The sequence below is a fragment of the Moritella sp. PE36 genome (assembly GCF_000170855.1).
Lineage (GTDB): Bacteria > Pseudomonadota > Gammaproteobacteria > Enterobacterales > Moritellaceae > Moritella.
Genome location: NZ_ABCQ01000019.1, coordinates 45910 through 70295, shown reverse-complemented (window position 1 = coordinate 70295; position 24386 = coordinate 45910). Strand labels below are relative to the sequence as shown.

At 40.3% G+C, this 24386-nt stretch carries 22 protein-coding genes and 1 tRNA gene; 14 read left to right on the top strand and 9 right to left on the bottom strand.

Annotated elements, in window-relative coordinates; translation table 11 throughout:
• Nucleotides 1-78 precede the first annotated feature (78 nt).
• From PE36_RS12495 to PE36_RS12480, 4 genes are all read left to right on the top strand, one after another.
• On the top strand, nt 79-663 hold the full coding sequence (locus PE36_RS12495; protein WP_006032403.1) for a cache domain-containing protein: 585 nt from the start codon (nt 79-81) through the stop codon (nt 661-663).
• Nucleotides 664-830: 167 nt separating this feature from the next.
• Nucleotides 831-1025, top strand: a complete 195-nt coding sequence (locus PE36_RS12490) for a DUF997 family protein (RefSeq protein WP_006032402.1) — start codon at nt 831-833, stop codon at nt 1023-1025.
• Complete coding sequence (gene panF / locus PE36_RS12485; RefSeq protein ID WP_006032401.1) at nt 1018-2454, top strand: sodium/pantothenate symporter; 1437 nt, start codon at nt 1018-1020, stop codon at nt 2452-2454. Before PE36_RS12490 ends, panF begins: the two co-directional genes overlap by 8 nt.
• 246 nt (nt 2455-2700) lie before the next feature.
• Nucleotides 2701-3102, top strand: coding sequence for a response regulator (locus tag PE36_RS12480; RefSeq protein WP_006032400.1), 402 nt, complete (start codon nt 2701-2703; stop codon nt 3100-3102).
• Nucleotides 3103-3107: 5 nt separating this feature from the next.
• On the opposite strand, the gene PE36_RS12475 is transcribed toward PE36_RS12480, so the two are convergent.
• A complete protein-coding gene (locus PE36_RS12475) occupies nt 3108-4055 on the bottom strand; it encodes a pseudouridine synthase (protein ID WP_006032399.1) in 948 nt (315 codons plus the stop codon).
• 264 nt (nt 4056-4319) lie between these two features.
• Here PE36_RS12475 and PE36_RS12470 point away from each other — a divergent pair, with 264 nt between their 5' ends.
• The 7 genes from PE36_RS12470 to phnE (PE36_RS12440) all read left to right on the top strand — a co-directional run bounded on the left by PE36_RS12470 (nt 4320) and on the right by phnE (PE36_RS12440) (nt 12881).
• Nucleotides 4320-6218: a sensor histidine kinase gene (locus tag PE36_RS12470; RefSeq protein WP_198138611.1), complete on the top strand. Its 1899-nt coding sequence runs from the start codon at nt 4320-4322 to the stop codon at nt 6216-6218.
• Nucleotides 6215-7570, top strand: a complete 1356-nt coding sequence (locus PE36_RS12465; protein ID WP_006032397.1) for a sigma-54 dependent transcriptional regulator — start codon at nt 6215-6217, stop codon at nt 7568-7570. The genes PE36_RS12470 and PE36_RS12465 overlap by 4 nt, the downstream gene beginning before the upstream one ends.
• 241 nt (nt 7571-7811) lie before the next feature.
• Nucleotides 7812-9026: a glycerophosphodiester phosphodiesterase family protein gene (locus PE36_RS12460; protein ID WP_006032396.1), complete on the top strand. Its 1215-nt coding sequence runs from the start codon at nt 7812-7814 to the stop codon at nt 9024-9026.
• Between the two features lie 279 nt (nt 9027-9305).
• Nucleotides 9306-10346 (top strand): phosphate/phosphite/phosphonate ABC transporter substrate-binding protein, encoded by a 1041-nt coding sequence (gene phnD / locus PE36_RS12455; protein WP_043994485.1) that lies wholly within the window; start codon nt 9306-9308, stop codon nt 10344-10346.
• A 122-nt stretch (nt 10347-10468) separates the two neighbouring features.
• Entirely contained in the window at nt 10469-11239 is a 771-nt protein-coding gene (phnC, locus tag PE36_RS12450) for a phosphonate ABC transporter ATP-binding protein (protein WP_006032394.1), read from the top strand.
• Entirely contained in the window at nt 11227-12024 is a 798-nt protein-coding gene (gene phnE / locus PE36_RS12445; protein ID WP_006032393.1) for a phosphonate ABC transporter, permease protein PhnE, read from the top strand. Before phnC ends, phnE (PE36_RS12445) begins: the two co-directional genes overlap by 13 nt.
• Nucleotides 12024-12881 carry a phosphonate ABC transporter, permease protein PhnE gene (phnE, locus tag PE36_RS12440; RefSeq protein WP_006032392.1) on the top strand — a complete coding sequence of 286 codons (858 nt, stop codon included), beginning with the start codon at nt 12024-12026 and terminating at the stop codon, nt 12879-12881. Before phnE (PE36_RS12445) ends, phnE (PE36_RS12440) begins: the two co-directional genes overlap by 1 nt.
• 153 nt (nt 12882-13034) lie before the next feature.
• Here phnE (PE36_RS12440) and PE36_RS12435 read toward each other — a convergent pair whose 3' ends face one another.
• The 5 genes from PE36_RS12435 to PE36_RS12415 all read right to left on the bottom strand — a co-directional run bounded on the left by PE36_RS12435 (nt 13035) and on the right by PE36_RS12415 (nt 17165).
• Nucleotides 13035-13655: a DsbA family protein gene (locus tag PE36_RS12435; RefSeq protein ID WP_006032391.1), complete on the bottom strand. Its 621-nt coding sequence runs from the start codon at nt 13653-13655 to the stop codon at nt 13035-13037.
• A 192-nt stretch (nt 13656-13847) separates the two neighbouring features.
• Complete coding sequence (locus tag PE36_RS12430) at nt 13848-14786, bottom strand: DMT family transporter (RefSeq protein WP_006032390.1); 939 nt, start codon at nt 14784-14786, stop codon at nt 13848-13850.
• A gap of 65 nt (nt 14787-14851) precedes the next feature.
• Complete coding sequence (gene wrbA, locus PE36_RS12425) at nt 14852-15451, bottom strand: NAD(P)H:quinone oxidoreductase (RefSeq protein WP_006032389.1); 600 nt, start codon at nt 15449-15451, stop codon at nt 14852-14854.
• A 161-nt stretch (nt 15452-15612) separates the two neighbouring features.
• Entirely contained in the window at nt 15613-16503 is an 891-nt protein-coding gene (locus tag PE36_RS12420; protein WP_198138610.1) for a LysR family transcriptional regulator, read from the bottom strand.
• Nucleotides 16504-16598: 95 nt separating this feature from the next.
• Nucleotides 16599-17165: a pyridoxamine 5'-phosphate oxidase family protein gene (locus PE36_RS12415; RefSeq protein WP_006032387.1), complete on the bottom strand. Its 567-nt coding sequence runs from the start codon at nt 17163-17165 to the stop codon at nt 16599-16601.
• A gap of 410 nt (nt 17166-17575) precedes the next feature.
• Between PE36_RS12415 and PE36_RS12410 the strand changes: the two genes are divergently transcribed.
• Nucleotides 17576-18154 carry an RICIN domain-containing protein gene (locus tag PE36_RS12410; protein WP_006032386.1) on the top strand — a complete coding sequence of 193 codons (579 nt, stop codon included), beginning with the start codon at nt 17576-17578 and terminating at the stop codon, nt 18152-18154.
• 291 nt (nt 18155-18445) lie between these two features.
• Here PE36_RS12410 and PE36_RS12405 read toward each other — a convergent pair whose 3' ends face one another.
• Nucleotides 18446-19327 carry a LysR substrate-binding domain-containing protein gene (locus PE36_RS12405; RefSeq protein ID WP_006032385.1) on the bottom strand — a complete coding sequence of 294 codons (882 nt, stop codon included), beginning with the start codon at nt 19325-19327 and terminating at the stop codon, nt 18446-18448.
• 138 nt (nt 19328-19465) lie between these two features.
• On the opposite strand from PE36_RS12405, the gene PE36_RS12400 reads away from it, so the two are divergent.
• Nucleotides 19466-20419 carry an aspartyl/asparaginyl beta-hydroxylase domain-containing protein gene (locus tag PE36_RS12400; protein ID WP_006032384.1) on the top strand — a complete coding sequence of 318 codons (954 nt, stop codon included), beginning with the start codon at nt 19466-19468 and terminating at the stop codon, nt 20417-20419.
• Nucleotides 20420-20435: 16 nt separating this feature from the next.
• Nucleotides 20436-21320 carry a DMT family transporter gene (locus tag PE36_RS12395; RefSeq protein WP_043994484.1) on the top strand — a complete coding sequence of 295 codons (885 nt, stop codon included), beginning with the start codon at nt 20436-20438 and terminating at the stop codon, nt 21318-21320.
• 749 nt (nt 21321-22069) lie between these two features.
• Here the strand turns inward: PE36_RS12395 and PE36_RS12390 are convergent.
• Nucleotides 22070-22146 (bottom strand) — tRNA-Ile (locus PE36_RS12390).
• 284 nt (nt 22147-22430) lie between these two features.
• Nucleotides 22431-24260 carry an RNA polymerase sigma factor RpoD gene (gene rpoD / locus PE36_RS12385; protein WP_006032382.1) on the bottom strand — a complete coding sequence of 610 codons (1830 nt, stop codon included), beginning with the start codon at nt 24258-24260 and terminating at the stop codon, nt 22431-22433.
• Nucleotides 24261-24386: the final 126 nt, after the last annotated feature.

Genomic DNA, 24386 nt, shown 5'->3' with positions numbered 1-24386 from the left:
CATCATTGTTTACAGTGGTTTATGTTTTCACTGTGTTAGCATGCTGATAGATTGTTTCGTTATGTTGTAGAGGCTGTAATGTGCCGTCGTTGTTCAATTATCTGTAAAATTATCTTGTGTGTTGTGTTAAGCCTTATCGCGTTGGTGTTTATCGCATTCGGTTATTTATCAATATTACGTGGAGAAATGCTAGTAGAAAGAAAGTCACGTTTAGTGAATATCATTGATAAAACAGAAGCTATTTTTCAGCGTTATGATCTGTATTACCAGTCCGGGGTTTTGTCACTTGAACAGGCACAAAAACAAGCCTTACAACGCCTCTCGCTATTAGATGGTAATTATATTTTTGTGTTTGATGATGATTACACCTTGCTGGCTTCTCTAGGCAGTGTTGATGACTCTAATCCTAATGTTAAAATGCTGCAAGACACTAACGGTGATTTTACTTATCAGATGATACATGAACAGGCAAAACAATTAACGGCAGGCACTTTCGTCAGCTATTGTTTCCCATTGTTTATTGGTGGTAAAACTGTTCGTAAGATCTCTTACAGTAAACGTTTTCCTGCATGGGGCTGGACTTATGGTGCCGGGGTTTACATTGATGATATTGATTCATCGATCAGTCATACATTGATCTCGTTTGATGAACTCGTCGTATAGTCCAAACGATAGTTTAATATATCCATGAAACATTATTTGGATGTAGCTGCCTTAACGCGATATAATTCAGCTTAAAACCTTGTCATGTATAGAGTATCTATCTAGTTCGAGTTTTGTTTCGATAACGATACGCTATATGCTATGCGATATTTATTTTAGGCTGAACTATGAACTCAATTTCAAAAAAAACCTTGTTACTGACAATCGGTTATTTCACGCTGTGGTGCGCTGGACCGCTGCTATTAGCAAACCAAGGTGATTGGTGGGGACTGCCTGTTTGGTTTTGGTTTTCTTGCCTGTTTGCCCCTTTACTACTTATCTTCTTCCTTATTTTAATGATTAAATCTACTTATCATGAGTAATCTCATCCCTATCTTTATTTACCTTATTGCGAGTTTACTGATCACACGTTGGTGGAGTGCGCGCCAATCCAAACAAGCTGGGGAATTATATCAAGACAAAGCCAAGCGCTTTTTTATTGGTGGACGTTTTCTCAATGGTCCGTTACTGGCGCTGACACTGGTGGCGACCTATACCAGTGCGAGTTCATTTATTGGTGGACCGGGTGCCGCTTATAAAATTGGTTTAGGCTGGGTATGGCTAGCTCTGATCCAAGTGCCGGTGGCAATGCTGACATTGGGTGTTTTAGGTCCAAAGTTATTAGCACAACGTAAAACTGAGCACGCGACACTGATCGAATGGCTGGATGAACGCTATCAGAACAGTTGGTTAACTAAATTAGCTTTAGTCAGTCTTGTGGTTGGCTTTATTGCCATGATATCGGTGCAGTTTATTGGTGGCGCACGATTATTCTCGGGGGTGAGTGGCATTAGCTATGAGTTGGGTTTGGGGTTATTTGTTATCACCGTACTGGCTTATACGTTGACGGGTGGTTTTCGTGCTGTCGTGATCACCGATGCATTCCAAGGTATCTTGATGATTATTGGTGTATTAGTCATTTTTATTACCTTGTTGTCGCAAGGTGGTTTAACCGCATTAATGACCGAAGTGAGTACGCAATCGCCCACGTTGTTAAGTCCACAAGGCAATAGCGGCCAGCTTGGTTGGCCAATGATGTTGTCGTTTTGGATGTTAATTTGTTTTGGTACTTTGGGGCTACCGCATACGGTTGTGCGGTTACTGGCGGTTAAAGATAGCAATGCATTAAAACGAGGGATGATTTGGGGCACGATCATTAGTTTCGTGATGACCCTTATTCCACATTTAAGTGGAGTATTAGGCCGTGCTTTATATCCGGATTTGACCGTGCCTGATGAGATCATGCCAACCTTAATTACTGGGCTTTTTGACCCATTTTGGGCCGGGGTATTATTAGCCGCGCCTATTGCTGCGGTCATGTCATCGGTGGATTCAATGTTACTGCAGTCGGCGGTGAGCCTGGTGCGAGATGGTGTTGTGCGAAGTTATCCAGCATTAACGGCCAATGCACAGGTAACCTTGACGCGTGTCGCGATGTTGTTGGTCACCTTAATTGCGACCTATTTTGCTATCGAGCCGCCAGAAATGATTGTGTGGCTTAATCTTGCTGCGTTTGGTGCGCTACAAGCCGTATTCTTATGGCCTATTCTCGCTGGCTTGTATTGGCCGCAGATTGCGGGGAATGCGGCATTAGCGGCGATGGTAAGCGGCCTAGTGAGTTATTTAGTGTTGTTATGGTTTAAACCGGCCATGTTTGGGATCCATCCCATTGTCCCAGCACTGCTTCTTTCGGGGCTTGGCCTGCTCGCGGTGCACCGTATTGGACAAGCGTCAATCAATCAAAAAGTATAAATAAATTAACTCACTATTCAGCGCAGGCCTTCGTCTTCAGGAGGTCTGCAAACTTCTCGTTCTGCTATATAATTTGACTTACTTAAAATAGACCAAAATATATCATTCATCTTAAAAATCATAAATCGTTGATTTTAAATGCGAGCCATTTCATATTTCCGAGCTAAATAGTTAAAACTCGCGGATGTTTTAACGAATTCAAACCTATACTGAGCTAATGTTCGATAACAATCATAAGGAGTTGGAATGAAGTGTCTGATTGTTGAAGATAATAGGGCCATAGCACTAATTATGACCAGATTAGTGCGTAAAACTTCGTTTGAACGTTATTCTGATTGTGACCATGTTACTTGTGCGGATAGTGTCCCCAGCGCACTGAATTTATTACTCGAACAACAGTTTGACTATGTTTTTTTAGATCTTAATTTAAGTGACGATCTCGATGGTTTACGGGTACTTGAATATGTCCGCCAACAACAAAAAAACATTCCTATTTTTATTGTCACAGCGAATAACAATATTGCTACTGTGAAGCAAGTGATCCAACTCCAGCCTACGGATTACCTGGTGAAACCAGTTTCTAAAATGAATATTTCGCGTTGTTTAGAGAAAGCAAAAATGGCAAAAACATTAAATGTCGCGGTATAAGCGGACTAAATAATATCGATTGTTTTATCCATTAGCGCATCAATATCTAGTGCTTCTGTTGTTATCTTGTGTTCAATACCGGTAACTGGATCGGTAAATTCAAGCTGTTGCGCTAATAACTGCAAGGGCTGCTTAAAGTTATCATCACAGCGGTCTAATAATATTGGGTATAATCTGTCGTTGACTAATGGCAACCCTAAACTAAGCATATGTAAGCGCAGTTGGTGTGTTTTCCCGGTAATGGGAGACAGTCTAAACAGCCCAAATTCACCTTTAACAGCAATCAATTCAATTTCAGAATGACTATTCGCCTCACCGTCAGCAATTTTCATCGTGAAACTGGGCTCGCCTTTGACTATTCTATTTTTTACAGTCCAATGCAATGGTAACGCAAGTTCACCTTGTTGGTGCTGTTGGTATAACTCAGGTGTTAATCGGGCAATGGCTTGGTAATGCTTGGTGATATTGGCATACTTAAACAAGTCATGGTAAAGGTGGCGCTGCTCTGGGTGCTTAGATAGCAGCATTAACCCTGCTGTGGCACGATCTAACCGATGTGCGGTTACCAATGTCTCGATACCCGTTTTTATTCTTAGGCGGTTAACTAAACACTCATTAACGAATTGACCGCTAGGACTGACTGCTAAAAAATGTGGCTTGTAGGCAACCATGATATTGTCATCTTCGTAAATGACATTTTCAGCAAAAGGGACCTTCTTCTCAACTGCTACCTCTCGATAATAATAGACCCGTTCTCGTGGTACAAAGGCGCAATCTAGGGTGATTAAACGGCCGTCACGCCAGTGTACTTTGCCATCCATAATACGTTGCTGCCATACTGTCGCATCAATCTGTTTGAAATGACCGATAAGAAAACTGCATACCGTGGGTTTATCGGTTACGTTTTCAGGCAGTACAATATGCGAAGCATGGGTGGCACGAACAGTAGACATAAGATTAGAAACTCGTTGAGACACAAATATGATAGGCGAGGGAGTGTACCTTAATTCATGTTCTCATTCTTGTTAACTATCACCTAACTACATCAGTAAGCGTTATAAATACCACTGTATTAACACTTCTAGATGTTAACTTAGTGTTAAACGACTAAGTTGTGGTAACTTCTCTTTATTCTTTTCTTATTTTTAATCGGGTTTAGCAGCAATACGGAGCAGCTTTATTTTCCCTTTAATGAAGAGCTTGTAATGGGGGAAATTATGTTCAAATGGAAAGGTATTGAGTTTAGGTTAGTTTTAGCACTCGCGATGCTATCTATGACAACACTATTTCTATCTATTGCATTGTCCTTCACGTTCAATGATTTGAACCAAAGACTCGTGGCATTAAAAGAAATAAACATGCCTGCTTTAGATAAGGCCGCCCGTTTGAATGATATGGTGCGGATCATCATCACCACCTCTTCTCAGCTTAATGATGCAGAATCAAATATTGAACGCAATCACGCCATTGCACAAATCGAACAAGCTATTATGAACATGGAAAATATCATGGTGCAGTCTCCTGAATATCATGACTATTTTAAAGACTTCATTGCACAAGTCAGCAACAGTTTAAGCTTACTGTTCCAAAGCAAAGTTGAATCTCAACACCTCAATAAAGCATTGCGTAATCTTTTAGAAGGTTTTTATCCATTGTTAAAACAAGCCAGTGCATCACTCGATCAATTGCCTGAAAATAGTAAAGATAAGATCCAATACGCGCAACTTAAATCCTTATTGTATTACCAGTTAGGTCTCATTGAAAAACTCTACAATGACTTCAGTTTTAATGAACTAGACTACACAAGTTACCGATTAGAACAAGTTGGAGAGACCTGGTGGGCACTCTGGGACAATGGTGATATTCGTCAGCAATACCCCGATTTAGATCAACAACTCATGGTGATCTATGATTTAACATCACGTACCGGCAAGCTTTACGCGCTGAAAAATAAAGCGCTCGATCACCGCTATCAAGAACAATATTTTCTACAAAATAGCCGAGATCACCTAAACCAACTCACCGTTCAAATAGAAAGCAATACCGCTAAAGTAAATCAAATTATTGAGACCTCAATTAAAGCCGCACAACAATCCTTGGTGGATGACCAACGCTTATCACTATCGTTATCGTTATTTAGTGTGTTGGCTGCTGCGGGCATTTCATGGTTCTATGTACGCAAAAATATACTCCAACGCTTACTCCAACTAAAAGACAATATGTTTGCGATTTCAACGGGCCACTTAGATACAGAGGTATCCATTCGAGGCCATGATGAAGTCACCCAAATGGCAAAGTATCTTAAAGTTTTCCAAACAACTGCGAGGGTAGTTAAACAGACCAACCGCAAATTAGAGGCGGAAGTAGAAGAGCGTACCTTAGCCGAAGAGAAATTACGGATCACACAAGATGAACTGGTACAGGCAGGTAAACTAGCCGCACTCGGTCAACTCAGTGTTGGGATCACTCATGAGATTAATCAACCCCTCACCGCAGTAAATAGCCACGTGCGCAGTGCGCAACGCTGGTTAGAACAAGGGCGTACGGATAAAGCGTTGATAAATTTACAAAAAATAGAATCACTTTTAGGTAAAACCGCCGCAATCACCAGTCATCTTAAAGCATTTTCACGTAAAAGTGATGGCAAAATAGAAAGCGTTGAACTCAATTGCATTATCCAAGATGCTATCGAATTATTTGAAAGCAAACGTCATAATGTCACCATTCATTACTCAAACCAGACTTCACACTGGGTGCGTGCAAATAGCATTCGTCTCGAACAAGTATTGGTTAATCTTATTAGCAACGCTATCGATGCGGTTGAGCATCATCGCGAATCACAAATCACGATCACAGTCAGTTCGACGTTAACTAGTACACGATTAGGTAATATTGAAATTACCGTAAAAGACAATGGTTCCGGTATTTTGGCTGAAGACCTACCACATATATTCGACCCTTTTTATACGCGTAAACTATCCGGCAAAGGCCTCGGGCTCGGATTATCCCTTGCCTACAATATTATTAAAGATTTTGGTGGTTCCATTCGAGCAGAATCGATTCAACACCAAGGCACAGAATTCATCGTATCTCTACAGCAAGGCGCACAATCATGACATTAGAAAACCACATTGTACTCATTGATGATGAAATGGACGTTGTAGAGGCAGTCAGTGAAATGCTGGAATTAGAAGGCTTTAATGTCAGTAGCTTCATCGATCCCAATCTGGGCTTGAAATCACTAAATCCAAACAGCAAGTCTGTCGTTTTGTGCGACGTGAGAATGCCATCGATCGATGGTTTAACCTTGTTAAGTTTGATTCAGCATCGAGCACCAAATGTGCCTATCATACTCATGAGTGGTCACGGTGATATTCCCATGGCCATTGAAGCTATGAAATTAGGTGCGTTCGATTTTCTGGAAAAACCACTTAATACCGATGAGCTGATCGACAAACTCAACCTCGCATTAGCGCAGTGCCAACATAGCAACACCACGCAATCAACAGACAAGGATTCGCCAGAAATTCCCATTGAATCTGTCATTATTGGCCAATCAAAGGTCATTGAGAAAATTCGCCAACAAGTCTTAGTACTTGCTCATACCGGTGTTGATACCATCATCAATGGCGAAACAGGCACAGGGAAAGAAATTATAGCCCGTTCATTACACAACTTCAGTCGCCGCAAAGATCAACCTTTTGTCGCTATTAATTGCGGGGGTATGACAGAAAGCATCATTGAAAGTGAATTGTTTGGTCATGAAGCTGGCTCGTTTACCGGCGCTAACAAAAAACGCATCGGACGACTAGAGCAAGCCCATGGTGGTACTTTATTTCTTGATGAAATCGAAAGTATGCCCATTGCAATACAAATTAAACTATTGCGAGTGCTCCAAGAAAGGGTGATTGAACGTGTCGGAGGTAATATCCTTATTCCTATCGACATTACTGTTATTGCGGCAAGTAAGGCTGATTTGGCCAGATTAAGCGAATCCGGCGAATTTCGCGCGGATCTCTTTTATCGCCTTAATGTGGCCAGCTTGCATCTTCCTTCTTTGCAGCAACGCAAAGAAGACATCCAATTGTTATTCCGTCATTTTGTTATCCAAGCAAGTCAAAAATATAAAACCCGTCCATGTACAATTTACTCAGAACAGATACAGCAACTGTGTTGTCATCATTGGCCTGGCAATTTACGGGAATTACGTAATGTTGCAGATCGTTTTGTACTCGGTATTGTCGGGGATGGCTTCGATTTACAAACGCCAATTAGCGAATCGTGTTCTGATGAGTTTGATTTTGAAAAGCTAATGGAACAATACGAAAGAGACGTATTGACCGAAGCGCTTGTCGAAACGTTGGGTAACATCAACGAAGTGTCTGCCAAACTCAATTTGCCTCGAAAAACCCTATATCGAAAAATGAAGAAACACCAACTTGATAAAGAAGACTTCAAAACACAGTGAAGAGCAGAGACACAAATGACCCATGAACAAGACTTTATCGTAAAATAAAATCGTAACCAACTGTTACATAACAAAATTAATAGTTGGCATGATGAGTGCAATTACATGTTAGGTGATTTCGTATCACCAGTACTGATAATTATTTGGGGCTTATTCACATTACTTATAACAGTGGATAAGCCAACACAGAAATAATAATTAATCAGCTAAATGGATAATTGCTTATTAAAGGAAATACAAGATGAAGCAAATACTAAAGGGCTCAATCGCACTCATACTCGGGTTAACTTCAATCACAGTTTGGGCTAATGAGTCAGCTAATTTAGGTCCTCGTCCAGCATATTTAGTCAATAATATGGATGATAGCGCCCTCAAAACTCAATTACAGCAATGTAGTGAAGGGCCATTTCAACGAAGCAGCTTTTCTATTGGCCACCGTGGCGCTGCGATGCAGTTCCCTGAACATACCAAAGAATCTTATCTTAGCGCCATTGAAATGGGGGCCGGTGTGGTTGAGTGTGACGTGACGTTCACTAAAGACAAACAACTTGTTTGTCGACATTCACAAAACGATCTACACACAACAACCAATGTATTATCAAAACCGGAACTTGCTAAGAAGTGTACTGTACCGTTTACACCAGCGAACCCTGCAACAGGCGAAGATGCCAAAGTTGAATGTCGAACGTCTGATTTCACTCTAGCTGAATTTAAGACACTTAAAGGTAAAATGGATGGTTCAAATCCGAAAGCAACGACTGTTGAAGAGTACATGAATGGTACACCAGGCTGGCGTACGGACCTTTATACGCAAAATGGTACATTAATGACCCATGCAGAAAGTGCTGCATTATTTAAAGCGCATGGTGTGAAAGTAACGCCAGAACTTAAGTCGACCGCGGTTGTTATGCCATTTAATGGCTTTACTCAAGAAATGTATGCACAGAAATTAGTTGATGAACTAAAAGTCGCTGGAATTTCAGCATCGGATACCTATTTACAGTCATTTGATTTAAATGACGTAAAATACTGGATTAAAAATAATCCAAGTTTTGGTAAACAAGCCGTATACCTCGATGATCGCGTTTATGAGCAAAAAGATTTCGTCGCCTCGAAAGCCAACATGGCTGCACTCAAAGATGCTGGCGTAAATATTATCGCGCCACCTTTGTTTGCACTTGTCGATTTAGATAAGAAGAAAAACCTTGTACCTTCAAACTACGCCAAACTGGCGAAACAAGCTGATCTTGACATTATTGCATGGACACTAGAACGTTCAGGACCACTGGCTCAAGGCGGAGGTTGGTATTATCAAAGTGTCAGCGAAGGCATCAATAATGATGGCGACGCGATGAATATGCTTGATGTATTAGCACAAGATGTTGGTGTAATTGGTGTTTTCAGTGATTGGCCAGCAACAGTGACCTATTATGCAAACTGCATGAATTTAAAATAGCGAAACAGTATTAATATTGTTAACAGGGCCACTGTTTTTAACATTATTAATACACAATAGACGATAAAAAAGGGCTTTCGAGCTCTTTTATTTTGTCTGCTATTAAAAATAGGACATATATGACCCATATACCTCTTTAGTATATGGACAGTGATGACCCAAATTATGACACCTTGACTTGTATTTGTTTTAATCTGTTGATTTATAAGTGTATTAAAGCTGGCACAAACTATGCAAATAGTTAATTAATTCCAACAATAGTAAAAATAAGGTTCGAATATGAAAATCAGCGTTAAAGGATTGTTAATCGTTAGTTCACTAATATTCCCCTCAATCACTATGGCAAGTGAATGCGCTAGTCGTGGCGTACTAGACGATAGATACTGTGATGAAAATATGGACTTAGTTGCCGACACCCCAAAAGACCCAAGTGACTGGAGTGATCCAAGTACGTTGGTCTTTACCTATACACCTGTAGAAGACCCCGCTCTTTATAAAGATGCATTTGCAGATTTTCAAGCGCATTTAAGTAAAATCACAGGTAAACGCGTGATCTACTACACAGTACACTCAAACTCTGCACAAGTTGAAGCGATGCGTTCAGGTCGCCTTCATGTCGCAGGTTTCTCTACCGGTCCAACAGGTTATGCAGTAAACCTCGCCGGTTATGTACCCATTGCAGTTAAAGGGGATGAGAAAGGTTTCCACGGTTATAATCTGATCACGATTGTACGTAAAGATAGCGGCATTAACTCAATGGCTGATCTTAAAGGTAAAAAAGTGGCGCATACTTCCGCATCATCGAACTCAGGTAACTTAGCCCCCCGAGCCCTCTTTCCTGCAGAAGGTCTGGTCCCTGACGTCGACTACAAAGTATTTTATTCAGGTAAGCATGACCAATCCATTCTTGGCGTATTTAACGGTGATTACGATGCTGCACCTGTGGCTTCCGATGTATACGACCGTATGGTTGACGCCGGCCGTGTCGATGGTTCGGTACTAAAAATTATTTACCGTAGTCCACGTTTTCCTACATCAGCTTTTGGTTACGCACATAACTTGAAACCGGAACTGGCTAAAAAAATCCAAGAAGCTTTCTATAGCTACCGTTTCACCGAAGAAATGAGAATATCATTCAAAGGTGCTGACCGTTTTGCACCAATCACTTATAAAGAAGAATGGGGGGTGATCCGTGATATCGCTCATGCCACGGGTACTGCATATACAAAAACAGGACTGAAAAAATTAGCAGAAAAAGACGCAGCCAAGCGTGCTAAGAAAAAAGCGGCGGCGTTAGCAAAACTTGCAAAAACTCAGTAAGCACTTAACCGATTAATATTTTAATCAGTTAGTTCATACCCCATAAATTATTCTAATGGAAAATCTATGCCCTCTCGGGTAGGGCATAGATCATTCAAAAATTAGCACAAGGAAGCAGCATTATGGCCGTAGCAAGTTATAGCGGAATAAAGATCAATAACCTTTATCATGAATATGTGGCCGGTAAGCCCATTCTTAAAGGTATTAACATCGACATCGACAAACCTGGCATCATCGCTATCATTGGCCCTTCAGGTACGGGTAAAAGTACGCTATTACGTTGTATTAATCGCCTCAACGATCCCAGTAAAGGTGAAATTATTTTTGAAGGTGTAGACCTTACCCAACTAAAAGGCAAAGCATTACGCAAACAGCGCCGTCATATCGGTATGGTTTTCCAAGAATATAACCTGGTTGAAAGATTAACCGTGATTGAGAATGTACTCAGTGGTCGTCTTGGTTATATGACCGCTTGGAATGCTTGGCGAAGAAATTACGCGCAAGCAGATCTTAATAAAGCTTTTGAATTATTAGATTTTGTTGGACTGTCTGAGTTTACGAATCAACGTGCGGATAGTTTGTCGGGTGGACAAAGACAACGTGTAGGCATCGCGCGAGCAATTATGCAAGACCCATATATTTTACTTGCTGATGAACCAACATCATCACTGGATCCAAAAACGGCCGTTGAAATTATGGAGTTAATGGAAACCTTTGCACAACAAAAAAATATTCCGGTATTGGTTAACATGCATGATGTGAATTTGGCCAAGCGTTACGCTAAACGCATCATCGGTATGTGTAATGGTAAAGTCCATTACGACGGCAGTCCCGAAGGTATTACAGAAGAAGACCTTAAAGTTATTTATGGAGGTGAATCATGGCTGGATTAACACCAAATACGTCCACAAACCGAGAAAACCCATTTAAAGCATCGTGGACAAATAGGCTAATTATCGCGGCCATTATTGGTTATCTGTTTTATAGCTTATCAACATTAGGCTTGACTTTCGAACGGCTAGTGATTGGTTTTAGTGAAAGCGAACGTTTACTTTCTCGTATGTTTCCACCTAATTTTTCACGCTCTAGTTTATTATTCAGTGGTTTGCTGGAAAGCCTACAAATTGCAATTATCTCGAGCTTTTTTGGGATTATAATTTCGCTTTTCCTTGGGCTGATGGCTGCCCGTAACATGATGCCTGCGATAGTCTCAACACCTGTTCGTGGCTTTATCGCATTATGCCGTTCTTTTCATCCCGTGATCATCGCGATCCTATTTGTAAAAGCGGTCGGTTTTGGGGCACTCGCAGGGATTTTAACCTTGGTATTCGCGTCCATTGGTTTTATTGCCAAACTGTTTGCTGAAGCCATTGAAGAAATTTCGCTTAAATCCGTTGAAGCTATTCGTGCTACTGGTGCCAGCTTTGCCTGCGTGACCTTGTATGCGGTCCTGCCACAAGTGTTTACGCGTTTTATTGGTTTTGCGAGCTATCAACTAGATTCTAACCTACGTAACTCCACGATGGTGGGGATTGTCGGTGCGGGTGGTATAGGTGGTACATTATTCTCCGCTTTCCAACGCTTTGATTATGATTTTGTCTCCGCTATTTTGATCACTATTATTGCGCTTATTTTAGTCGGTGAATTTCTTTCCAATATTGTTAGGAGGGTTTTCTAATGACAACTGCAAATATCAATAATAAATCGCATGTAGAAAATATACCTCAAGTTAATACCATGACTCACGTTGACAAAGAATGGCAACGCTTTACACCAAGTGAACGTATCGCCCGTTTTACTATTTATTTATGCTTAGTTTCGGCAATTATGTGGTCATGGCAAACTGTTGAGGTGATCCCCGAGTTTCTTTACGACGCGCCTGCTCAGTTTGCCGACCTGTTTGAACGTATGATGCCATTAGATTATGCTTTTTATCCCGAGTTTATTCATGAAGCCATGATCGAAACATTGAATATTGCGACAATAGGCACCTTATTTACACTCATTTTTGCCATTCCTTTAGCCTTGCTTAATGCGCACAATATTACGCCGAATAAAACCCTAAACTGGATTGCAAAAGTTTTCTTAGTATCGTCGCGTTCGGTTAATTCATTGGTTTGGGCATTGTTGTTTATTGCATTGTTTGGCCCTGGCCTTTTGGCGGGAATAATGGCAATTGCCATCCGTAGTATTGGTTTTGTGGGTAAACTTTTAGCAGAAGCGCTTGAAGAAGTGAATGTTGGCCCCATTGAGGCTCTCAGAGCAACGGGAGCATCATGGATGAGTATTTTACTTAAAGGTTACTGGCCACAAGTGATGCCTGCGTTCTATTCCATTGTGCTATTTCGTTGGGATATTAATGTACGTGAATCTGCGGTATTAGGTCTGGTGGGTGCTGGTGGCATTGGGGTTATTCTCAATGATGCGCAGAACTTATTTGAATGGCAAAAAGTAGCTATGGTACTGGTGAGTATTTTTACTGTGGTGATCATAGCTGAAGCCGTCGTCATCCATATTCGAAATAAGCTTATTTAATCACGATTAACGACCTTGTTTATTTGACGGGGTAAGTCATTAATTAAGACGATATAAAACGGCTTTTATAAGCCGTTTTTTCACTTCAATTAATTCATCAGAAACCCACATGATAAGTCATGGCTTAAATACAAGAGTTCTGTTCAAGTACTGTTATTGACTAAATAACGTGTCTAATTGTTGATTGCTCAATGCTTGAGAAATAACTTTCTCACCGTTAATGACGATGGTGGGGATTGTTCTAATACCCAATTTTTGCGCCTGACGTATATCTTTTTCTACGGCTTGTTTCACTTTGTCACTAAATAACGTATTGCTAAACTCGATTGGATCTAACCCTATTATTTTGGCTGTTGCTATGATCACCTCGGTATCCGCAATATTCGAATTCAGCTGCAAATGTTGGCGCTGTATTTCATCGAAATAATCCCAATGTGTATTACTGTCACCCATTAGCTCGGCTGTTTTCGCACCTAATGCTGCCAGGTAACCGCTAGGATAAGAAAATGACGTAGCTCGCATACCTTCTATATTGATGCTACTGGGATCATCGGCTTGAGCTTTGCATGATTCCCAATGGTTTAAGATCTCGAATTTAGCAGATGTTAAAGATCCAAAGCGTTGCACCATTTCTTCATCGTTACGTTGCAGTACAAAGCAACGTTGCTGAATTTCTATGTTTTTATTTTTTAGTAGGTTCCTAAGGCGCGGGCTTAATATGTAACACCACCCACATACTGCGTCATGATAAAATTCGATTTTAATTTTAGGCATATTGTTTCTCATTCGTATGGTTGAATTATTTTTTAGTATAAATCCAACAACTGTGTTTGAATATTGCATAAAATCGCTAGTCATTAGTGATTATATTAACAGCACAACTTGTTGGTATAATTGACGAATGTTCAGACTCTGCATTCAGTGCTTAACACCTTGAAAATACCTGAACAAATAGACCAACACCGTTCATTTTGAGTTACTAAAAGAGCGCGGGATTTTAAATTCATTATTAATTAATATTAATGCGATGAACGTAAACATTATGCCCAGAAATACAGATGGAGGCGCAGCATTACCATAGATGAAAATATCAATTAGCAATACCATACTTGGTATTAAGTAACTGTAAGACATGACAATAGTCGCGTCGAGTATCTGTGTGCAATACTGTATTTGCCAAAAAGTAATAATAGTTGTAAAGATTGAAAGGTATAATAGAGTCAAGTAATCTTGATAGTTAAGTATGCCCCATTGTAGTTCTCCTTTCTGTTCAATTAGCGCTATCGCTATCAATGCAATACTACCAATCAGCATTATCCAAAATGTGATCACAGCAGAAGATGCCGTTAACATGCCTTTTTTCTTGGCGAAATTAACAAAAGGTCCATAAAATGCGAAAGTTATACAACCATATATAAAAGTCTGATCGCCAGAATTAAAAGAAAAGGCAGACAGTAACTCGATATCCCCTTTTAAAACGGCCCATATCGCACCAACAGCACCAAGAAGCAGCGCGGTTTTGATATGTTTGGATATTTTAACTTTAAAAATCTGATTTGATATTAACGCCGTAAATAATGGCACCGAGGTGAACAATATTCCGGTATGTAATGGTGTGGTTGTTTCTAATGCTTTAAATAGAGACCAAAAATAAAAAACTAAACAAGCTGATAATGTCGAGTAGCATATGAAATCTTTTATTTTTGGTAATTTAATTTTGAATTTAAAAGATATAGATATAAATATAAAAAACAAACAACTACTAATGATAAACCTTAAAGCCGTTATGCTTGTAGTATCAATTTTACCGACAATCAGTGACGCAGCAGGAAATGAACTTGCAATGAGTATTGACCATATCACCATTAATAGGTGAGCTTTTTTGTTACTGTCAAAAGATAACATGAGTTAGTTTTCCTCAAGGAAATTTACAACATTATTCATGTTCGTTTTTTATAAAATTAATCTTTTTATGCACTTAACTTACGAGCTAGCTTGGCGACATGCTGGCCTTGAAAGAAGGCTAATGCCATTTCTTTGTCGGACGGTTGTCTAGAACCATCAGGCCCAGCAATACATGCAGCTCCTAACGGAGATCCCCCTTTGACTTCAGATATATCACCTAAATCCGGTGCTGAATATGGCAGACCGACGACGACCATGCCGTGATGGAATAAGGTGGTATGAAAAGATTGAATGGTGGTTTCATTACCACCGCCAGTACCCGTTGAGGTAAATACACTGCCAATTTTCCCGATCAGTTTACCTTCGGACCATAGCCCGCCAGTTTGATCCAGGAAGTTTCTCATTTGAGCCGCCATATTGCCGAATCGTGTGGGTGTGCCAAAGATGATCGCATCATAGTTTGCCAAGTCTTCAGGTTTTGCATAAGGAGCCTGTTGCTCTAATTTGATCCCGGCTTGTTTTGCTACATCATCAGGCATTAATTCGGCTACACGCTTTATGTCTACCTCCACCCCCGAAATAGAGATAGCCCCTTCCGCTATCGAATTTGCCATCAGCTCTATATGACCATAACTTGAGTAATAAATAACGAGTACTTTTGTCATAACATTCCCTTATGTTTCATGTGATTAATTATAATTATGTGGAATTAATATTAATTGTTTTCTCATATATATATATTGAAAAAAACAGGTAGTAACTAGTCATAAAATGAAGAGGATATGATTGAGTGAAGGAAGGGGCAGATATGTAGGAACTGAACTAATTATGTAAAGTCGACACTTTTAAGTGCACTGAATAGTTCAAATAAGGTATTTATTTCAGCGGAGTGGGCTAAGTCAGCATTCATGCCCATCTGTAATCTGACGATGCGGCTAGCGCCTTTCGTGAGATCAACCGTCACGAGGGTACCTTGGTCTAGATGAGGTCTGGCTAAATGTTCGGGTAACCAACCAAAACCGAGGTTTTTTAAGATACTGTGTTTTGCCATAAGTGTACTGCTGACAGTCAAACGGTTATGCGAACCTAGCCAGCCACTGTCAAAATCTTGATTACCGGAGTCACGAATGATTAAGTGTCTGTACGCTTTTAAATCTTCTTGTTCGACGTTAATCTGTGTCGCTAACGGTGATTCTGATGAGCATACGCATAGCATTTCGACTTCCATTAACGATTCTAGAATTATATTTTTGGGTAAATTACTCGCGATAGCTAAAGATACCGTGCCTGTTGAAAGTAGGGCGCTAGCACCGGACAATGACGTTTCATAGATCCGCAGGGATACATTGGGAAAGACTAAATTAAAACGGTCGATAACTTCACAAATAAAAGGGTGTGGCAGTAACACGTCCACCGCAATATTTAATTCATTGATAAGATGCCCCTGATATTTGCTCGCGAGCATTTCTATTTGTAAGGCATTATTTTGCAGTCTTTGTGCTTTAGGTAATAAGCTACAACCAAGTTCCGTTAAGACCGAACGTCGACCTTCAATCGTAAATAAAGCGTTACCTAAAATAGACTCCATTTTTTTTATACTATGACAAATGGCGGATTGACTTTTATTCAGCGTTTGAGCGGCTTTGACACTACTACCTTTCTCTGCTACCGAGATAAATGCACGCCACATTTCAAGCGTTATTCGTGTAGACATCATCTTCTTTCCTTGAATATTATTGTCATTATTTCTTGTTCGTTGAGGTTAATGAATTGGTATATATTCTTTGGGTATATTGCGTCTCGCTGGCTGCTTTAAGCATTAATATCAATTCCTGTTCGTTCAACTATTTCAGTTTCAAAGCCATCAATACTTTGCTGATTTTTTTTAACCCAATATTTTTCAATACCGTCTTTGCCTTGGCGAGTAGACCATTTAGCTAAATCATCACGATCATCATTGTAATTGAAGTAAGGTACTGACATACCACAAGATGATTGGACCAACTCGATATCTAAAATAAATATTTGTCGAGCAGCAACACTTGGTGGAAATAGCGCGCTGTATTTGTCCCATTCCGGGTCTTGTTGGTGGAGTACTTGGGCATTACCGTAAGCGCGCAGGATTAAGGGTGACCCTTCAAAAGCGCAAAACATGATTGTCATTCGTGGATTAATGAGCACGTGAGAGGCAGACTCATTGCCACTACCAGTCAGGTTAAGCCAAGCAAGGGTGTTTGTATCTATGATACGAAGGGAGTCTCCACCTTTAGGTGAAAGGTTTACATTGCCGGTATCTGCAGCTGTGCCGACAAAATAAAGGTGTTGCTTGCCAATGAACTCAATATGTTGCTCTGTTAACGCCGAAAACTGCTTTCCCATGTGACTCCCCATCGCGGTTAATATTTATGATTAATAATATTTGTTGTGTACGCTTATGATTTAGCTTTATATATTTGTAACATGCTAAACCGTAACAATTACCAATCGTAAACAGATTAATGACGATATAATCATAAATGTCATATTAGCTGCGAGTTCAGCCATATAGTCTGAACTCGCAAATAAAACAACTTAAATACCAATGAGACCTCTGGTTAAAAATACACCGGTAAGCAATGACAAAATGGTTTTCATCGTTATTCTAAGTGTGTATTTATGTTGTCGGGTAAATTGCCAGAATTAAGCATAACAAGGATCCTGCCAACTATATTGGGGATGGGCAGGATGTTAGCAGTCAGTCTGTGTTTCTATACTGGGGACAAAAATATGGATATATTAATAGGGATATTATGAAAAGATCAGTAATAACAGCTTCAATCGCTGCGCTTATGACAAGTAGCGCTTATGCACAATACGATACCGCGAAGGAAACAGCCTCTGGCACCGTTGGTAATATAAAGTTAAAGTCCAATTTAGACCGTCCTAGCGATGGTTTTTGCATCGATGTAATCGGCTTTAGTCCGTACGAAAGACTGGATTTACCGCTTATCGCTCATAATTGCAAGTCTGGATTACACAAAGATCAAGCTATGTCGGTTTTAAATAACGGACAAATATATTTACCTGCATATGATAAATGCGTTACAGCTATCGCACCTCATACACGTGCTTTGCCTGGTTCGTCTCTAATGGCAAGAGACTGCGGAGAGCATTCCAACTTTTTGCAAGCAGCCCCATTACAACTATTCAACTGGCTTAACGGTCGTATTACACTAAGAAATTCCGATCTGTGCATTACCGCGGGTGAACGCTCTGATCAAACGTCATCATCGCTTCACCGATGGCGTGCGCTGACGTTACAAATATGTAATAACACCCCTTCAGAACGTATAGAGTGGAAATTTGTAGCGGGTATTACAGAAAAATAGAAATCTTTTTATCTTAATAAGAACAGCTGCAGAACTGCAATTTAAAATTTAGCTGCGGCTGTTTTCTATTGATTAATTAGCAGCGGAAATGTCAGCCATTAATGCTTTATTATTTAAGTTTATATTAATAGGTTCAGACCGTTATTCTAGATGATGTCTGATTTGGGGCGATGGCTCATTACCATACTATTGAGGTTCTTTTTCTTTATGCACAAGCGGATGTAGACGCCTTCTAAAATTTGGTGGTCCTCTCAAACTTGAGTTTAACTGTAAACAATAAATAGCCACCAATTAAACAACTTTCAACTGGTGTTTACGACTACGGGACCAACGGAAATACTCTCTAACCACGCAGGCAAACATCTGAGTAGGGGAGTTATCAGCATGATCATTATACGCCATCGAAATTTCTAAATTACCCAAAGGGGGAAATCCATCGGTTTCAGTTAATACTTTGAAATCCTGATTAGAGGTACTCGCCAATATTGCTGAAACATAATACCCCGATGATACTGCAGCCAGAATACCAGCATGGCTGGAGCTGTGGAAACCCATCGTATAATCCTTTCCTACTTGTACTAATCCATTTAAGGCTATTTCACGATCGGCACAACCTTTAGAGAATAAAGCGAGCGGCACGGGTGTCTTTTTATAAACGTCAGACGTACGCGAGCACATCCACAGTAAGGGTTCTACGTGTAACGTTTCACTGTTGATATTACTTGGACAACATTGTGTCAGCACTATATCTAACTGTCCTTTTTCATACATCGTCCAAATAGATTCGCTGTAACCACAATGTACTTCAATTTGTAACCCAGGGTAGCGCTCTGAACACGACATCAGTATGTCTTTCAAAAAACAGGTGGCGTAAGTATCTGACGTGCCTACACGTAACCAACCTTTTGGTTGATTTTCGCATAAAGCCGAAACCGCCTCGTCATTGATAGACAGCATTTTTACTGCATAGGGCAGTAACCGTTCCCCTTGAGCCGTCAACGTCACACCGTTGCGATTCCGTATAAACAAAACAGCATTTACCTGTTTTTCTAACTTCTGAATCTGCTGGCTGATTGCAGATTGAACTCGACACAAACGCTCAGAAGATTTTGAAAAGCTCTTAAGCTCTGCCACTGTCACAAATGATCTTAACTGAGATGTGTCGAAGTTCATATTTCCGCCGTTGTATCAATGTTTGTGATTTAACTGATCAATATTATTAATTTTTGTAATGCTAATTGCAATGCTAATTTAGCCGTTGAAAAAAATACTTCAATTTAAAATAAATAAAAACAAAAAAGGTATAGATTTATGGCTTCGCACATCCTTGGTAAAATCGATTTAGCACGTTTCCAATTTATCGAAAAGCAACGGGGAAATAATGATTCCCCTGCAAGTAAAACGGAAGTTGAAAACTATGGGAAAAACGACTGTAAATTAGAAGACGAAATCAACTTTCTTAATGCCATTCCAAAGCAAAGAGAAGAATACGATGAGTTCGGACAAGGATATTGGAAGAACCTATCATTGTATAATGCCTCAGGTGTTGCAGAAGATTCTCAGTATCGTGATGCACAAACTTGCGTCCCAACTGAATACATGAATAATTGCCCAACCATTCAGCGTTTAATTAATGAAGTCTTCAATTCTAAATACCTTCGCATGGTACGTGCACGAAATTTGATTGATGGTATGGTGATGCCACACCGCGATTTTGTAGAACTAGAAACAAATGTTCGCTACTACCGCGTATTTATCGCGATTGAAAAAAACTTAGAATCTTTCCACTCTGATGAAAGTGGCGTGTTCCAAATGCAACCGGGAGAAGTATGGTTTCTTGATGCAGCAATAGACCATGCTGCCATTAACTTTTCAACTAACAGCCGGATGTTCTTATGCTTTGACTTCGTTTTAGAGCATGGTATCGATGAAAGAGTCATCTTCAACCAAAATGCCGATATCGACTTTGAAGCTCAGCCAACTTATATTTCGCGTGAACCGATGAATGAAATAACTAAAGAAAGAATTATCGCGAACGTGTCCGGGTTGATGAACAAATACACATTCCGAGATCTTGTTTTCACGTTGTCTAAATTCCATTTCACGCACAAACTAACAGTGCGTGAAGCATATGACTGGTTGATTGAAGCGGCAAAACGTACCAATGATGATGATCTTGTAATTAAAAGCCAACAAATGAAACGCTACCTAATCGAGCACCGTGAAATAAACGAACGCTTCACGATTAATTCTTGGGCTGCATAACATAGAGGATAGAGCGATGCTAAATCTAGATAAACTCTCACCAATACTCTTTCTTCTCATGTGGAGCAGTGGCGCTATTTTCGTGAAAATGGGATTAGAAGATGCATCGGTCTGGTCATTCCTTACATTACGGGCCACTGGTGCATTAGTATTAATTACCATCATTGCCATATTCTGGCGAGGATCACAATTTACTTCATTGGCAAAATTACCGCTCCCTATTCTAATAAAACTATTATTGTCCGGTTTTCTATTACAGGTGTGTTATCAAGGTAGTTACTTTCTTGCCATTAATTATAAGCTTTCTCCAGGAATAGTGGCAATGGTACTGGGGTTACAACCCCTATTAACACCATTTTTTAGTAAAGAACATCTCTCATTAAAAAGTTATCTTATGCTTACATTAGGTTTTGCAGGATTAATTATTGCTGTATATGGTGCAAGAGATGTTAGCCACATTACATTTTTAGGGCTGCTGTTTGCTGTTGCGGCGGTATTGGCCATTACTACGGGCTCTGTGTATCAAAAAAAGATTCAAGTTCATCCTATTGCATCAGCATTAGTTCAAAATGCTATCGCTGCATGCATCTTTATGGTTATTTCATCGTCGGTTGGCTGGGAAGTACATTGGACAACACAGTTTATAATTTCTGCTGCATGGATGATTGGCGTGGTCTCGACAGGTGCAGTCTTGTTACTTCTGTATATGCTGACCAAAGATTCAGCCAGCAGTGTCAGTGTATTGTTCTACCTTGTACCTATTCTAACGATGGCATTTGATTATATGGCCTTCGGCACCACCATCACAGTAACAACAGTGTTGGGCTCGTGTATGGTTATAGGCTCGATTTATTTATTCAGACAACCAGCGATGACGCCAAAACTAGCGAAAATTAATTAACGAGTTCCGTTCGACATAGGATAATCTTAACTTAATTGCAGTAAGTTCCGATTGTTACCATATATATCTTTAAATACGGCAGCGATGCCGTAATCTTGCTTCTGAGATAGTTCAGAAAAATTGAATACCATCTGATTGTTAGAAACAATGAAAGATAAGTGTAAATCTCAACCAGTTCCCTCCATCCATTAACGGAATACAAAATTCTAATTCCAAGGCGTAGTAAATGGATGGAGGGACTGTAAAGTACCGGGTTCGGTTCTGTATCAAAATGGCTGGTTGCTACCGCAAGCCTCATGATCTCATTAATAATGCGGCATAGACGTTTAACGGTTTCAAAACTACCTTTGTTATTACTGGTTCAAGAATGCGAATTACAGGCATAGGTTTGATATGTTGAATCGGTGTATTGCCTAGAGAAGGAAGGATATGTTTTTGTAATGGCTGATAAGCTTTTTCGGGATCTAGCTGGCTAAGTTGAGTACTGATTAAATTGAATGAATAGAATTGAGGTATAAAAGGCCAATTATGATGAGGTTGTGCTCATGAATATCAGTGATGATATTTAGTATTAGATCACAGAGGTAAATTTAGTGCTGTGGAAGCTTGCTTAAGGTTTTTCGTGTCGATGATGGAAAGGTGGTTTAGTAATTAAGCTAGTCTAGCTGCTCAACATAGGAAATAGACAGGCGTTACTTTATTACAGGCATAAAAAAACACCTGATGTTTCCATCAAGTGTTCTAAAATTTGGTGGGCCCTCCCAGACTTGAACTGGGGACCTGCCGATTATGAGTCGGATGCTCTAACCAACTGAGCTAAGGGCCCTGATCTTTCAAACGTTCTTACGACGCTTTAAGATGGAGAAAGTATATAAGCATAGTTTCTGCGTGTCTAGGCCATATTCAATAACTTAGACAAGTAACCCGCTAACTGTTCAATTATTCATCTAAGACGCTACGTGAATGCTCACCGTTAATAAATAGGCACGTCATTATTCATTTTATTGCAGGCATAAAAAAACACCCAATGTTGCCATCAGGTGTTCTTTATAATATAGCTGTCTGTCTCGGCTATATTCATAATCGAGACAAGAGCATCTAACTATTCAATTATTCGTCTAAGAAGCTGCGTAGCTGTTCGCTGCGGCTAGGATGACGTAATTTACGTAATGCCTTCGCTTCAATTTGACGGATACGCTCACGCGTTACATCGAACTGTTTACCCACTTCTTCAAGTGTGTGGTCAGTATTCATATCGATACCAAAACGCATACGCAGTACTTTCGCTTCACGGGCTGTTAGGCCTGCTAGTACGTCGTCTGTCGCGCCTTTAAGGCTATCTTTTGTAGCAGCGTCAACTGGTAAAGAAAGCGTGGTATCTTCAATGAAATCGCCTAAGTGAGAATCTTCATCATCACCGATCGGCGTTTCCATTGAGATTGGCTCTTTAGCAATCTTCAATACTTTACGAATACGATCTTCTGGCATCATCATGCGCTCAGCCAATTCTTCTGGCGTTGCTTCACGGCCCATCTCTTGCAGCATTTGACGCGAAATACGATTCAGTTTATTGATTGTTTCAATCATATGCACTGGAATACGGATTGTACGCGCTTGGTCAGCAATAGAACGGGTGATTGCCTGACGGATCCACCATGTAGCGTAAGTCGAGAATTTGTAACCACGACGGTATTCAAACTTATCTACGGCTTTCATCAGACCGATGTTACCTTCCTGGATTAAATCAAGGAACTGTAGACCACGGTTGGTGTATTTTTTGGCAATCGAAATTACCAGACGTAAGTTCGCTTCAACCATTTCTTTTTTCGCACGGCGGGCTTTCGCTTCACCAATACTCATACGACGGTTGATGTTTTTGATCTGTGAGATAGTCAGACCAGTGGTATTTTCAACTAACTTTAATTTGTTGATACAACGGCGTACGTCAAAATCGATACGTTGTAATGCTGGCGCATAAGGTGCCGCAGATTGTTGTGCTTTTTCGAACCAAGTAAAGTCAGTTTCGTTGCCAGCAAATGCTTCGACGAAAGCGGCTTTTGGCATTTTGCATTGTTCAACACACATCTTGATCACAAGACGTTCTTGCACACGTACGTGATCCATCATGTCACGCATGCTATTAACGATGCGATCAAACTGTTTTGGGATCAGACGGAAAGTACGGAATACTTCACTTAGCATTTCAACGTGTAGGCGTGTTTTCGGGTGGTCTAAACCGTGGTCTTTAATGCCTTTGAGTAATGCTGTGTGATGTTTGCGTAGTTCGGCAAATTTTTCAGCTGCTTCTTCAGGATCCGGGCCTTTGTTGCCTTCTTCCTCTTCTTCGTCATCATCAGTACTATCAGATTCATTTTGTTTCTTGGTAACTTCAGAACCGATATGTGTTGCTGTTGGTGCTACATCGTCCGCATTGGGATCGATGAAACCAGTGATGATGTCACTTAAGCGTGATTCTTCAGCAAGGAACTTGTCATATTCAGCTAATAACGAGTTAATTGCTTCTGGGTATTCTGCAACGGCAGTTTGTACCGCATAGATACCTTCTTCAATACGTTTGGCAATTACGATCTCGCCTTCACGAGTCAATAATTCAACGGTACCCATCTCACGCATGTACATACGCACAGGGTCGGTAGTTCGGCCAATTTCAGATTCTACAGAAGCAAGCGCTGCGGCTGCGGCTTCGGCGGCATCGTCATCTGGTGCCGTTGTATTTTCTGCCATCAACAAATCATCTGCATCAGGTGCTGTTTCTAGCACTTGAATACCCATGTCATTGATCATTTGAATAATATCTTCAACCTGATCTGAGTCTACAATATCTTGTGGTAAGTGATCATTTACTTCTGCATAAGTTAGGTAACCTTGTTCTTTACCTTTAGCGACAAGTAGTTTTAATTGTGATTGAGGGGATTCCATAGAATACTTCCACTCCGGTGACGTGGTTCAAAGATACAGACGCAAAAGCACTGCGCAAACAAAGCAGTATAGTGCTAAACGGTGCTTTTTTCTACTTGTTGGTATAATTTTTGTGGTTAAAATGCG